This window comes from Tessaracoccus antarcticus (assembly GCF_003688855.1).
GTDB lineage: Bacteria > Actinomycetota > Actinomycetes > Propionibacteriales > Propionibacteriaceae > Arachnia > Arachnia antarctica.
On record NZ_REFW01000002.1, the window covers coordinates 24,984 to 37,858 of the forward strand.

14 protein-coding genes are annotated in these 12,875 nt (G+C 63.1%); all 14 read right to left on the reverse strand.

Translation table 11 applies throughout. The annotated features are described in order from the left end of the window. Complete coding sequence (locus EAX62_RS07410; protein WP_121901082.1) at positions 1-336, reverse strand: hypothetical protein; 336 nt, start codon at positions 334-336, stop codon at positions 1-3. A gap of 9 nt (positions 337-345) precedes the next feature. Continuing rightward, a complete protein-coding gene (locus tag EAX62_RS07415; protein WP_233557859.1) occupies positions 346-981 on the reverse strand; it encodes a hypothetical protein in 636 nt (211 codons plus the stop codon). Next, positions 978-1,796 (reverse strand): ethanolamine utilization protein EutJ, encoded by an 819-nt coding sequence (gene eutJ, locus EAX62_RS07420; protein WP_158600585.1) that lies wholly within the window; start codon positions 1,794-1,796, stop codon positions 978-980. Before eutJ ends, EAX62_RS07415 begins: the two co-directional genes overlap by 4 nt. 28 nt (positions 1,797-1,824) lie before the next feature. Continuing rightward, a complete protein-coding gene (locus tag EAX62_RS07425; protein WP_121901084.1) occupies positions 1,825-2,577 on the reverse strand; it encodes a hypothetical protein in 753 nt (250 codons plus the stop codon). Continuing rightward, positions 2,577-3,167 (reverse strand): cupin domain-containing protein, encoded by a 591-nt coding sequence (locus EAX62_RS07430; RefSeq protein WP_121901085.1) that lies wholly within the window; start codon positions 3,165-3,167, stop codon positions 2,577-2,579. Before EAX62_RS07430 ends, EAX62_RS07425 begins: the two co-directional genes overlap by 1 nt. 37 nt (positions 3,168-3,204) lie before the next feature. Continuing rightward, on the reverse strand, positions 3,205-3,492 hold the full coding sequence (gene eutM, locus EAX62_RS07435; RefSeq protein ID WP_121901086.1) for an ethanolamine utilization microcompartment protein EutM: 288 nt from the start codon (positions 3,490-3,492) through the stop codon (positions 3,205-3,207). A gap of 160 nt (positions 3,493-3,652) precedes the next feature. Beyond that, positions 3,653-5,128 (reverse strand): aldehyde dehydrogenase family protein, encoded by a 1,476-nt coding sequence (locus tag EAX62_RS07440; protein WP_121901087.1) that lies wholly within the window; start codon positions 5,126-5,128, stop codon positions 3,653-3,655. Positions 5,129-5,131: 3 nt separating this feature from the next. After that, positions 5,132-5,770 carry an ethanolamine utilization microcompartment protein EutL gene (gene eutL, locus EAX62_RS07445; RefSeq protein WP_233557860.1) on the reverse strand — a complete coding sequence of 213 codons (639 nt, stop codon included), beginning with the start codon at positions 5,768-5,770 and terminating at the stop codon, positions 5,132-5,134. 38 nt (positions 5,771-5,808) lie between these two features. Continuing rightward, a complete protein-coding gene (gene eutC / locus EAX62_RS07450; protein ID WP_121901728.1) occupies positions 5,809-6,711 on the reverse strand; it encodes an ethanolamine ammonia-lyase subunit EutC in 903 nt (300 codons plus the stop codon). A 3-nt stretch (positions 6,712-6,714) separates the two neighbouring features. Then, positions 6,715-8,082: an ethanolamine ammonia-lyase subunit EutB gene (locus EAX62_RS07455; protein WP_121901088.1), complete on the reverse strand. Its 1,368-nt coding sequence runs from the start codon at positions 8,080-8,082 to the stop codon at positions 6,715-6,717. A gap of 42 nt (positions 8,083-8,124) precedes the next feature. Continuing rightward, positions 8,125-9,573, reverse strand: coding sequence for an ethanolamine ammonia-lyase reactivating factor EutA (locus EAX62_RS07460; protein WP_121901089.1), 1,449 nt, complete (start codon positions 9,571-9,573; stop codon positions 8,125-8,127). Positions 9,574-9,604: 31 nt separating this feature from the next. Beyond that, positions 9,605-9,895, reverse strand: coding sequence for a EutN/CcmL family microcompartment protein (locus tag EAX62_RS07465; protein WP_121901090.1), 291 nt, complete (start codon positions 9,893-9,895; stop codon positions 9,605-9,607). Between the two features lie 2 nt (positions 9,896-9,897). Further along, positions 9,898-11,091 carry an ethanolamine utilization protein EutH gene (locus EAX62_RS07470; protein WP_121901729.1) on the reverse strand — a complete coding sequence of 398 codons (1,194 nt, stop codon included), beginning with the start codon at positions 11,089-11,091 and terminating at the stop codon, positions 9,898-9,900. A gap of 266 nt (positions 11,092-11,357) precedes the next feature. Beyond that, positions 11,358-12,779 (reverse strand): type I glutamate--ammonia ligase, encoded by a 1,422-nt coding sequence (gene glnA / locus EAX62_RS07475; RefSeq protein WP_121901091.1) that lies wholly within the window; start codon positions 12,777-12,779, stop codon positions 11,358-11,360. Between the last annotated feature and the right edge of the window lie 96 nt (positions 12,780-12,875).

The window sequence follows — 12,875 nt, forward strand, 5'->3', positions numbered from 1 at the left end:
TCAGCCCTTCAGAACCTTCGCGATGATGGCATCGAGGCCGTCCGGTTCCGTCCCCAACTGACTCATGACGGCGTCCTTGATCTGTCGGGGAGTGGGTGCGCCCTCGTGGACGGTGGACGGTGGTGTCCGAGTGGGGGTGGGTGCACCGCCCGGTGTGGTGGCCGCGGGTGGGGTGGCGCGGGGGGGCACATCGGACCTGACGATCCGTAGCCCCCTCTGCTCCGCCACTTCGATGGCCACCGCCGTGATGATGTCATTTTTCTCGAGGTGAAGCTCAGTGGAGCCTTCCCCGAGTACTTCCAACACGCGGTCTTTGGTGATGATCTGGCGGGACATGGGTGGCTCCTAGCGTCCGGTGACGGATTCGATGGCGTTGAGTGCGGCCTGCCTGGCCGCTGCGATGTCGGATTCTGTTCCCGACATCCATAGCCGCCCGTAGACGCCGACTGCTGAGAAGTGGTTCAGAGAGACGGGAGATGCCTTCTCCGCCTCGTTGGCAGCGAGGGTGATGTAGGCGGCCGGCTCGACCTCAAGGACCAGCAGTGTCTGGCCTGCCACCAGCATCGTGCCGCGATTCATCCGGTTCAGGAGTTGCGCCTGGTAAGGGTTGACGTTGGTGATGACCTGCTCGGAGGCCACCGTTGGTTTGATGCGATCCTCGAGATGCATCCCCAATTCCTCAAGAACGACCTCGCCCGCTCGCAACACGTCCGCCTGGGACATTGAGTGGACCTCGAACATTCCGTACTGGCGTTCGACGATCTGGCTGCCGGGGCGCACATCCGTGCCCTTGACCACCTTGTCCACCACTTTGAACACCCAGTTACCCGGGGACATTTCGACGTACAGACTCGACATACCCTCCACAGGCGGGTCGCCCTGGGTAATCGTGCCGATGAAGGCGGCAAACTGGGGTTGCATCCTGTCCAAGTGGCAGAAGGTGCGGAGCTGGAATTCCTCTGTGGCTGGCAACGTGGTCACCACCCTTTCGTGTCGGTGATGATGTCGGCGAAGCTCGCGACACCCAGCGGGGTGACGAGCATGGGTTCGGGGGCGATCTCGGCAGGAACGCCGGTCACGCGGGTCATGACTTCCTCAATGCCGGTGAAGGCGCTGGTCCCGCCGACCAGGTGGATTCTGGGCACGTGGTGCACGTCGATGGCATCGCGTACGATCGTCGACATTTTTTCCAGTACCGGGACAATGATGGGAAAAAGCCTCGCGTGATTCCGGGTGTCCCTCTTCAACAGCTCTGCCTCTTCAAAAGGGATCTTGAGCGCTCCAGCGATGACCAGCGACATGTGTGTGCCCCCGCTGGGTTCGTCGAACGTGGCGACGATCGTGCCGTCCGACACGACGGCGATGCCTGTGGTGCCACCGCCGATGTCGACGACGGCTCCATCCATGATGCCCAATATGGAATTGGCGGCGGTGGGTTCATCCACGACCGCGGTGCACTCGATGCCGGCTGCCTCCAGCACATACTTGTGCGCGCGGTGGTCGCTGGTGGAGACACCCGGAGGAATGGTCACTGCGCCGCTGGAGAGCTGCCGTCCTGTGCGTTCCTCAAGTTTCTGCTTCAGGCCCACGATGGTGGAGACGGCTCCGGCGAAGTCCCAGACGATGCCGTCTCGCACCACGTCGGCGAACACGTGTGTTCCCGCCAGAGGCCTGCCAGCCTCATCGGTGACGAACATCACACTGAAGGCTGTGCCAAGGTCGACCCCCACCCGGATCGGCAACTCGGGCGGTAGCGCGAACTTCCTTTTGGTGATGGCTCTGGCAGCTGACGCCATGGTCGCTTCCACTGGGGACCGTGCCATGTCAGGCACTTGCCGCGAGGCGCAGAGCCACATAGTAGACGGCGCTGGAGAGACGATTCAGACCATGGCATATCGAGGCGCCGTAGGGGTGGTGGGGGGACTCGAACGTCTGCAGCGCCGTGATCTCGAGTTGGCGGGCCTGGGTGCGCGCCACGTTCAACCAGTGCTGCAGCATCGGCTCAGTGTCGTCAATCGCCAAATGCTGGATGCCAAGCGCCCCGAGAGGATCGTGGGTGGCGTGGTGCATGTCAGACTCGCTGATGCCACCCAGCTCAAGCGCAGCGCACGGGCGTTCGTTGTACTCGGCGCTCATGAGTTCGCGGCAGTAGGCGGCCAGGGTTCCGAGGCTGCTCCGGGTCTCTTCCGCACCCGCGTCACGGGCAAGGCCCTGGACAAGAAGGATCAGAGCGTGGAGAGAATCGATCTGCCCGCGCAGAATGATGCGCGGATGGGTTTTGGGGGCGTAGTGATGGGCGTTCAATTGGGTGAGCGCGCTGGGCTTCTCCGCGACGTGGCCCCCGCAGGCACTGCAACATGGGTCGTCCGTCGATGTCACTGGAAATGCTGCAGGCTTGTCCCAGACAACCTGTTGCGGGGTTTCTCCCCTGTGATCCTGTTCCACCATGACGAGCTGCCACTGGTTGACGAAGTCCCTCGCTGCGGGCGATAGCCTCGCCCCCGCAGGGACGATGATGGTGTCACCGAGCGCTGGTCGGCGGAGTTGGTCGCGCAGATCGACCTCGGTGACAACCATCAGCTCTGGCCCTCCCAGTCGGCGGGGAACGTCACGTAGACGAACTTGGTCCAGCTCGGGGTGCCGAAAGTGATGTGCGAACCCTTCGGGATGTAGAAGATGTCTCCCGGATGACCGATGCGGTCCCCGCCGTCGCCCCCCAGGTGCAGCTCACCCTCCAAGACGATCTGTACTTCGTCGTATCCGAAGTCCCACGAGAAGCTGCCGGCCGTCAAACTCATGTAACCAGCGGCCATCGGCGAGCCATCATCGGACGTGATGACGTCCTTGACCCGGACCTGCTGGTCAGGACTCGGACCTGGGTGGCCGAACGGTTCCAATGTCACGCTCCGAGCCTGCGCCAGCTTCACTGGGTGCCTCCCGGGGACTGCGCCGGGAAGGAGCATCGTGGCGACAATCGAGCGGATCCGTTGCTCGAGGGCGTCTTCCGGGCGGGGCGTTGACGCAGGGGCCTTCGTGGTGAAGGTGACACTGCGCTCACGTGCCACGTCACGGGCGAGCGGGGTGACGAGGGCACCCGGCGGCACCAGGAGGTGTCCGCCGGGCTCCACACCCAGCACGTCATCCGCAGCAATCACGATTCGGGTCACGTCGCCTTCGTTCTCGTGTCAGTTCTTCTGACTCGGCTCAGTTGGCCTGGGGCAGGATGGCCTCGACGTCACCGTGCGGACGCGGAATCACGTGCACGGAGATGAGTTCGCCCACTCGTCCGGCTGCGGCTGCGCCGGCGTCGGTGGCGGCCTTGACTGCACCGACGTCACCGCGAACCATGACGGTGACGTAGGCGGCCCCGATCTGCTCCTTGCCGATCAGCTTGACGTTGGCTGCCTTCACCATTGCGTCGGCGGCTTCGATGGCGCCAATGAGGCCCCTGGTCTCGACCATGCCGAGTGCGATCATCTGAACATCTGCCATTGGAGTGCTCCTTCGTGTGGTTGTGCTGGTGGTTTCGCTGGGTGGATTGTGTTGCGATTCAGTGGTGGTGGGTTCCGGAGACTGCGGTGGGTCCTTCCTGTCCTGCGTATGTGCCCGGGGTTTCGGGTGTGTTGTCTCCGTGGTGTCGGTCATCTGGCCATTACCTCCGCATCTCTTCGACGACGCGTCGGACGACGCGTTCGATCAGGTCGGCTTCGGGAGAAGCAGCTGGTGGGACGGAGCCGGCGCCACCGCCATGGGCGGTGCGTGCGGCCGGATCGACGTCGTGCAGGTGGTAGGCGATGCGTTTCACGTTGAGGACGTGCTCGACCGTGATGTTGTCGCTCACTGCAGCGCCGCCCATGCCTCCCGGCCCCAGGGTCATGGACGGGCGGATACCGGTTGTGAAACCGACGCCGCCGAGCGACCCCCACGTGTTGACGAGGATCCGGAATGCCGGCTTCTCGATACCGAAGGCCATGATTGATTCCTCGTCGCGTGAGTGAATCACCACGGAGTGCCCGTCGCCACCGAATCGCAGCAACTGGATGGATCGCTCGCAGCCAGCGTGCCAGCCATCCTCCACCATGAAGCCCAGCACCGACGTCAGCTTCTCTCGCGACAACGGGAACTTCGGGCCCACGCCCTCGAGATCGGCCACCAACACCCGCGCGGATCCGGGAACGTCGATACCCGCAAGTTCCCCCAAGCGCTGTGGCGTTCGCCCGACATAGTCAGCGATCATCATGCCGTTGGGACGAAACATCCTGCTGGCGAGTTTTTCGGCCTCATCGGGGGTCAGCCAGTGGGCCCCGCGCGAGCGCATCTCCCGCTTCAGTTGCTCAGCGATGGGGCGGTCGGCGATCACGGACTGCTCGGTCGCGCAGATGGTGGAGCAGTCAAACGACTTCGACTCAACGATCATCTCGGCAGCCTTGACGACGTCCGCGCTGCGGTCCACGTATGCGGGCACGTTACCGGGCCCGACTCCAAGGGCAGGCTTGCCGCAACTGTGTGCAGCCTTGACCATGCCCGGTCCACCTGTCGCCAGGATCATCGACACCGCATGGTGGTTCATCAGTTCATTGGTGCCCTGAATGGTGAGGTCCGTCATACAGCTGACCAGACCTTCAGGCATCCCGGCGGCCTCCCCGGCTTCCACCATGACCCGCACTGCCTCCGCAGTGCATGTGGCGGAGGACGGATGGGGCGACACGACCACGCCATTGCGGGCCTTCACCCCAATGAGCACCTTGAAGATTGCGGTGGAGGTGGGATTGGTCGATGGCGTGAGAGCACACAGCACACCCACCGGGGCACCGATCTCGATGACCTTGGCCACGTCGTCGCGGCGCAGCACACCGCACGTCGGGACATCCTTGATGGAGTCCCACACACCTTGGGCCGCGAACTGGTTCTTCAGACGCTTGTGGTCCGGATAGCCGAACCCGGTCTCGTCATGGGCGAGCTGCCCCAGTCGTGCCGCTTCCCGCACGGCGGCCGCCACCATGGCCTCACAGATGCGGTCCACGGTGGACTGCTCAGCGAACTGGAATGACCTCATCGCCTCACGGCTGCGGACCGCGAGATCACGAGCCTGCTGTACCGACGTCAGGTCACGATCGAAAGTGGTCATCGTCTAGTACTTCCGGGGATGTGCGGCAACGTCGAGCACGGCGTCCTGGAATGCGGAACACGCGGCGCGGCAAGCGCTCTGGCTGCCCGTCAGCAAGCCCCCCGCATAGTTCGTCTCCGACGGCGGTTCGAAGAACACCTTCATCTCGACGTCGGCCGCCTTCAGAGCGGCGTCGAGGGCGTAGGTCGCCTCCAATGGAGGGGCGATGAGGTAGGCCAGCGACTCTCCCTGGGATATACCTGCCTCCTTCGACAGGTAGGTTCCGGTGCTGCTGATGAGGTGGGGGAAGAAGGCAAGCTCTCCAGCCTCGTCCGCCGTGTAGAACCACGTCTCGGTCTCGCAGTGGGAGATGCACGCATCCATCCCGGAGCGAACCTCTGCCGGTGTGGGGCCAGCGAGGATGCCGATGATCTCACCCGAGAGAGGACCGGATGCGTGAGCGGAGCCGGCGTAGAAACTCTTTGCGTAGACGACGTCCACTTCTGCAAACTTGGTGGCCTCGTCGAGTGAGACGTACAAGGAGTCATCGATGTCGCAGGTGATGAGCGCCAGCGCACGGTGATTGTCACCCAGGTTGAGTTTCGCCGCGAACGCGCGATCCACGTTGGAGATGATGCGAGCCGCCAAGATGGTCGGTTTCACTGGTTCAAGAATTCCCATGGTCAGCTACCTCTCTGTTCTCAGGCATCGCCTGCAACTTCGCGCAACCGAACGCCGGACGCGCTGTACTTGATCATGCGTTTCACGAACTCCACGACGTAGGCGCCAGCCTCGAGCGGGTTGGTGCCGCCGTGCGTGGTGATCATGCAAATCAGGTCCCGATCTGCGTCGGTCTTGCCGGGTTGCGGATCGAACCCCATGTAGGCGCTCATGGCATCGGCAATTCCGAGGCCGGGACGTTCGCCAATGAGCAGGACGATGACCTTGGCATGGATGATGGCGTTGACATCGTTCATCACGCCAACGCGTGCGTTCTCGATGAAGAACGGCGTGCCCAACGTCAGCCCGGCTGATTTCAGCCCCTGTTCGAGGGCGGGGTAGATGTCCGTGAGGTTGTTGTCGATAGCTGCAGCCGACAGGCCGTCCCCTACGCAGATCTGAACGTCCGGTCCCTGGATACAGTTCTCCTTGATGGTGGCTTTCGCCTCATCGTCAAGAAGACGTCCCCAGTCGGGGCGCAGGAGATACACATCTCGTTCGGGGGCCTTCGTGTGGACGGTGAACAGTCCGAACTTCTCTCGGATCTCCTCGCTGACCACTCCATAGATGGCGTCCTGGGTCACGCCATGGTCCGCCTTGAACAGCAGCAGTGACCTGGTGAGTGGCCGAGGCCCGGCGCGCCCGACGCCCAACCGTGCCGACGTCGAGGCGCACAGGTTCTTGAGACCGTCGGGGTCTGCCGGATCCGTCACCCCGATCGCCCGACGATGTACTTCTTCGGTGGGGTCAGGCAGGTCGATGACGAGCCCGCCTGCGTCATCCACACGGGCCCCGGCGCTGGGTTGCTGCACATCCGGCACCAACCCTTCGTTGCGGAGCTCTGCGAGTACACGGGCAACGACTTCTTCAATGGTCTGAGTCATCATTCACCTCTGCAGGAATAGGGATGCGTCGCCGGCCAGATCAGTGAGCTGGCCGTTCTTCCATATGCCGATGTCTTCCATCCACGCCTCGAACTCGGGTAGCGGCCTCAGGCCGAGTGCTTGACGCAGTGAGGGGGCGTCGTGGTAGCTGGTCGACTGGTAGGACAGCATCGCGTCATCACCCATGGGTACCCCCATGATGAAGCTGCCACCGGCAGAGGCGAACAGTACGGCGAGACTCTCGAGGTCATTCTGGTCAGCCACGGCATGGTTGGTGTAGCAGACGTCGCATCCCATCGAAATGCCTGTCAGCTTCCCCATGAAGTGGTCTTCGAGGGCGGCGCGGCTGATCTGACGTGAATCGTAGAGGTACTCCGGGCCGATGAACCCGACCACGGTGTTGACCTGGTAGGGATCCCATCGCTTGGCGAGGCTGTAGTTCCGAGCCTCCAGTACCAGTTGATCGGCGCCGTTGTGGGCGTCGGCCGACAGTGCGGAACCCTGTCCGGTCTCGAAGTACATGTAGTTGGGGCCGGTCGTCCAGGCGTACTTCTTTGCCATGTCGTACGCCTCGTCGAGGAGCCCGACGCTGATGCCGAAGCTCTGCATGGCCTTTTCCGAACCTGCCAGGCTCTGGAACATGAGCCCCAGTGGGGCCCCCCGCTTCATGGCTTCCATCTGGGTGGTGACATGGGACAGGACGCAGTTCTGCGTGGGGATCTCCCACCGGTCGATGATGTCCTTCGTCATTTCCAGGATGCGGCTGACGTTGCCGACGGAGTCGTCGGAGGGATTGATCCCGATCACGGAGTCACCAGAGCCGTAGGAGAGTCCCTCGTAGGTGGCTGCGCGGATGCCGTCAATGGAATCGGTGGGGTGGTTGGGCTGGTTGCGTGAAGCGAGTGTGCCGGGCAGGCCCATGGTGTTGTTGCAGTGCGTGACCACGTGGATTTTCCTGCCGCCCACCACCAGGTCCAGATTGCTCATGAGCTTGGCGACGCCGGCGACCATCTCACCGGTCAGTGCGTTGCTGACGCGCCGGATCTGGTCGGAGTCGGTCTTGTTCGAGAGGATCCACTCTCGGAACTCGCCCACCGTCCACCCTTTGATCTCTTGGTAGATGGTCTCGTTGACGGCATCGTCGATGGCTCGGGTCACCTCGTCATCGTCGTAGGGCACCACCGGGTTCTCGCGCAACACACTGAGCGGCACCTCAGCCAGCACCAGTCGCGCTGCGACCCGTTCGGCTGCAGTGTTGGCGGCGATGCCAGCCTGCTGGTCGCCGGACTTCTCCTCGTTGGCCTTCGCGAGTACTTCTTTGATCGTGGCGAATTCATATGTCTCGCCAAACAGCTTCGTTCGGAGCAACATCACAGCACCTCCTTCATTGCGGGTTTCACGCGAATCCCTCTCCTACTGGTAAAAAACCAAGGTCTTGACTGAAACGGGTACCACTCGGCCGTCGAACATCGGCTCGCCGATATCGATGAAGTCGCCTTCGCCCAGACCGATCTGGTCGACGACAATCAGGGGTAGCTGCGGCTGGGCACCCTTGATGGTCTGGCCCAGAATCTGGGCGAAATCCTGCTCCGTGACCAGAATGAGCGGCTGGCCGACGGTCAGCGTTCGCGCCGCATACGACCCGACTCCATTGGCAACTGTCTGCAGTTGCTGGTAGTTCATGTCGTGGGGAAGTGTGAGGCTGATGGCGAAGTTTCCCTCTCCCGTGGTGTCCCTGTCCCAACGCTCCACCGCCTTGGCCAGGGCCTGCCCGATGGACCCGTCGGTGGCGCCGGCGAGCGGGGGAAGGTCCGGCTCGATGACGGGCAGGTTCTTGAGGGGCAGCTGGGAGCTTTCGGTCCAGATGGTGGAGCCTGACAGGGTCACCTGCTGGCTGGCGGCTCCGAGGACTGTTGCGCGCAGCGTGTTCGCCGGGCGTTCGATGCGCAGCTTTTTGAAGCGCTCGTTGTGGCGCAGCGACTCGGCGAACAACGGCCCGATGTCGCCCCAACGGACGACCTGCTCCAACGTGTGTGCTGGTGATCCGTCGTAGTACAGGGCGCCAATGCCCCCGGAGATGAAGTACGCGGACACATCGCCATGCTGGGCGAGTGGTTCCGTCAGCGCCACTTTGTCCCCCAGGGGGGACCGTTGACCGGTCATGAGGTCGACGGTGATGTCGGCCATGGCGTCGGTGAGTTTTTTCAGCTCGGACAGGTTGGGTCGAGACCCGACACACAGGTCAAGCCCGAGATCCTTCACGATGGCGACAGCGGAGGGTGCAAGGTGTGTGAGTTGACCGGAACGAGAATCCACAACGGCCTGGCGCCCACCCACCATTGACGCGGCCGACGCCACATGTTTGCCGGCCCGAAACAGTGCGGCATTGGAGGAGCCGCCGCCGATGTCGACGTTGACAACGGTGGCGAAGTGCTTGGAAGACCACTCGGCGGCGCCAGAGCCGCGTGCGGCGATCTGTGCCTCAAGATTGGGGCCCGCCACGGTCACGACGAAGTCACCGGCAAGATCGGCCAGTCCGGCGAGGATGGCTTCGGCATTGCGGGCGCGGGCGGTCTCGCCGGTGACGATGACCGCGCCGGTCTCGACCTGCTTCGGGTCGACGCCCGCGCGCTGGTACTCCTCTTTGATGAAGTCGATCACCCGGGGCACGTCCACCTCGTCGGGGGCAACGAGTGGGGTGAAGCGTGGCTCGCTCTCGTAGAGGACCGTCCTGGCGTCGATGTCGAGGCGGGGCACAAGACCCGCTCTGGCCTGGTTGGTCACGGTGAGCTGCGAGAGCACGAGTTGGCTGGTCGTGGTGCCCACGTCGATGCCCACGCTCAGAATGTCCTTGGTGGTCATGTCCTGGTGCTCCGGTCGATGGCCATGGTCGTCACGACTTCCGGAAACTTGTGGAGCCGTCGAGTTCCACCGAGTCAAGGATGGCCATGATCACGGCATCCACGGGTGCAGCCTCAGTGCCAGTCGTCTGGCGGGCGGAGCTGCCGCGGCTCACGAGGACAAACTCGCCTTCACCTGCTCCCACTGCGTCGACAGCCACGAACGGCTCACCGAACAGATTGTCAGAAGCGTCTGCGGCCCTCAGGACGAGTAGTTTGTGGCCCTTCAGGGCATCAGATTTGATCGTCGCAACGGCTGAGCCAACCACGCGGGCGAAATCCATGGTCAGGACCTCGTGGTTTCGTTGAGCGTGCCACCGAGCGTTGCGGCGGGGCCAGTGGATGCGGCATGGTCCGGGACGTCGGCGTCCGGTTGGGTTGCGGGGACGGAGGCCGGCAGCGACTTGCGGAAGAGGAGCAATGCGATGCCGACGGCCGAGATGCCTGCCACGAGCTTGCCTGCGATGACCGGGAAAATCATGTCGCGTGCGATGCCCGCGGTGAACCCCAGGTGGTCTCCGAACGCGAAGGCGGCTCCGACGGCGAAGGCGGCGTTGACGACCTTGCCCCGTGGGTCCATGTCCTTCATCATTTCGAACATGGGGATGTTGTTTGCCAGCGTTGCGATCATGCCGCCGGCAGCGGAGTCGTTGACGCCGATGAGCCGGCCCACTTTCGAGAGAGGCTTGCTGGCGAACTTGATGATGAGGGCGACTGCCGGGAATGCGCCCAGCAACATCATGCCGATGAGGCCGACGGTGGCGAGTCCTTCGGTGGGCGGAGCCAACTCCCATCCGGCCGGCATGATCTTGACGCCGGTCATGAACTCGAAGACACCAATCACGAGGCCCAGCGAGATCAACGCCACGAGCCCCTTGCCGAACCATTCAAACCCTGTCGTCATTTTGTCGGGCGCGCGCCACAGACCCAGCGCGATCAGCAACGCAGCCAGGACGATGGGGATGAGGTTCATCAGCACCATGGCCGGGTTGAAGCCGGCCAGCAGCCCGCCCACGAGGACGCCAACGGGGATGGCCACGATGCCCGCGAGGATGCCTTTGGCCAGGTAGGGCCGGTCGGCCTTCTGGATGATGCCGAGCGATACCGGGATGGTGAAGACGACGGTGGCGCCCATCATGGATCCGAGGATCAGGCCCGACAGTCGGGCGGCGTCGGCACTGCTCGCCATCTGCTCGGCGAGTGCCCAGCCACCCATGTCGTTGGCGAGGAGCGTGCCGGCGAACATTGCAGGATCTGCACCGAGGAGGTTGTACACGGGACTGATGATGGGTGTCAGGAGCTTCTCGAGGACCGGCGCGAGGGAGATGACCCCCACCATGGCCAGTGCGAGCGGTCCGAGGGCCATGAATCCCTCCTCGAACTTCTCTCCGAGGCCGAACTTGTTGCCGATGGCCCGGTCGATTCCACCCAGAACCATGCAAATCATCAGTACCCAGACGATGACCTCATTGATATCCATGACCGCTCCGATCACTCGTGTGGAAGTCCGTGCCCATCCACATCGACGGGCTGACCGATCCTTGGTGAAAACGACCATAGCAGCGGCATATCGGGCCGGGGCGGGCGGGGTGGATTATCTCCTACACGTTGTCGTACAAGCGTGTGCGCGGACGGTTGTGCAGTCTGTTCGCAGTGTCGACCGACTATTTTCTGCTGTGCTCTGGCTGGGCACGCAACTGCGCCCCCCGGCGTGGCCGAGGGGCGCAATGTGTGCTTGCAGAGGCGTCAGAGTGCGTAGTACAGCTCGAACTCATAGGGATGGGGACGGACCTGGACCGCCAGGATCTCGGCGCGCTTCAGTTCGATCCACGTCTCGATGAGGTCCGGTGTGAACACGTCCCCGGCGAACAGGAAGTCCTGGTCAGCCTCCAGGGCGTCCAACACCTCGCCCAGCGTCGTCGGTACGGTCTCCACCTGGGCGTGCTCGTCGGGTGGCAACTCGTAGAGGTCCTTGTCGATGGGGTCCGGCGGCTCGATGCGGTTCTGGATACCGTCAATCCCTGCGAGCAACATGGCGGCGAATGCCAGGTAGGGGTTGCTGGAGGGGTCAGGGCAGCGGAACTCGATGCGCTTGGCCTTGGGGTTGGACCCCGTGATGGGGATGCGAATGCAGGCCGAACGGTTGCGCTGCGAGTAGACCAGGTTCACGGGCGCCTCGAACCCCGGCACCAGCCGGTGGTAGGAGTTCACGGAAGGATTGGTGAAGGCCAACAGCGCGGGCGCGTGCTTCAGAATGCCACCGATGTAATGGCGTGCCATGTCGGAGAGGCCCGCGTAGCCGCTCTCGTCGTAGAACAGCGGCTTGCCCTGGTCCCAGATGGACATGTGACAGTGCATGCCGGACCCGTTGTCCCCGAAGATGGGCTTCGGCATGAACGTTGCTGTCTTCCCGGCCGCCCAGGCGGTGTTCTTCACGAGGTACTTGAACTTCATGACGTCGTCGGCGGAGCGCAGCATGGTGTCGAAGCGCCAGTTGATCTCGGCCTGACCGGCGGTGCCCACCTCGTGGTGTGCCCGCTCGACGATGAGCCCGGAGGCCTCCATGTGGCGGACGATGTCATCGCGCAGGTCACCGAAGTGGTCGACGGGGGCGACCGGGAAGTAACCGCCCTTGTACCTCGGCTTGTACCCACGGTTGCCGCCATCCTCGACCCGTCCACTGTTCCAGGCGCCGGCCTCGGAATCGATGTGGTAGTACGAGCTGTTGGCGGTGGAGTCGAAGCGGATGTCGTCGAAGACGTAGAACTCGGCCTCCGAGGCGAAGAATGCAGTGTCACCGATACCGGTGGAGGCCAGGTAGGCCTCCGCCTTGCGCACGATGTTGCGAGGGTCCCTCGAGTACGGCTCCTTGGTGAGCGGGTCGTGGACGAAGAAGTTGACGTTCAGCGTCTTGGACTTGCGGAAGGGATCCCGATAGGCGCTGGTTGGGTCTGGCATGAGCGCCATGTCCGACTCGTGAATTTTCTGGAAGCCCGTGATCGACGAACCGTCGAAGGACAACCCGTCGGTGAAGACCTCGGGTCCAAATGATGACACCGGCACCGTGAAGTGCTGCATGACGCCGGGAAGGTCGCAGAAGCGGACGTCGATTGTCTCGATGCCCTCCTCCTTGACGTAGGCGAGCAGTTCGTCTGCGTCTTTGAACATTGATGTTCCTCCAGTCGTGGCTACGTACTTCCACAAGAGACGTTATCGGCTGGAAGTTGCTCAGCCGTTGCGCGTTCATTACAGGCGCGTTACGCG

Bases quoted from the DNA above. Each gene is read 5' to 3' on its own strand.
- eutC (WP_121901728.1), bottom strand. From the start codon at position 6,711: ATGACTCAGACCATTGAAGAAGTCGTTGCCCGTGTACTCGCAGAGCTC.
- EAX62_RS07460 (WP_121901089.1), bottom strand. From the start codon at position 9,573: ATGACCACCAAGGACATTCTGAGCGTGGGCATCGACGTGGGCACCACG.
- EAX62_RS07455 (WP_121901088.1), bottom strand. From the start codon at position 8,082: ATGTTGCTCCGAACGAAGCTGTTTGGCGAGACATATGAATTCGCCACG.
- EAX62_RS07425 (WP_121901084.1), bottom strand. From the start codon at position 2,577: ATGGTTGTCACCGAGGTCGATCTGCGCGACCAACTCCGCCGACCAGCG.
- EAX62_RS07440 (WP_121901087.1), bottom strand. From the start codon at position 5,128: ATGACCACTTTCGATCGTGACCTGACGTCGGTACAGCAGGCTCGTGAT.
- EAX62_RS07465 (WP_121901090.1), bottom strand. From the start codon at position 9,895: ATGGATTTCGCCCGCGTGGTTGGCTCAGCCGTTGCGACGATCAAATCT.
- eutJ (WP_158600585.1), bottom strand. From the start codon at position 1,796: ATGGCGTCAGCTGCCAGAGCCATCACCAAAAGGAAGTTCGCGCTACCG.
- EAX62_RS07470 (WP_121901729.1), bottom strand. From the start codon at position 11,091: ATGGATATCAATGAGGTCATCGTCTGGGTACTGATGATTTGCATGGTT.
- eutM (WP_121901086.1), bottom strand. From the start codon at position 3,492: ATGGCAGATGTTCAGATGATCGCACTCGGCATGGTCGAGACCAGGGGC.
- glnA (WP_121901091.1), bottom strand. From the start codon at position 12,779: ATGTTCAAAGACGCAGACGAACTGCTCGCCTACGTCAAGGAGGAGGGC.
- EAX62_RS07410 (WP_121901082.1), bottom strand. From the start codon at position 336: ATGTCCCGCCAGATCATCACCAAAGACCGCGTGTTGGAAGTACTCGGG.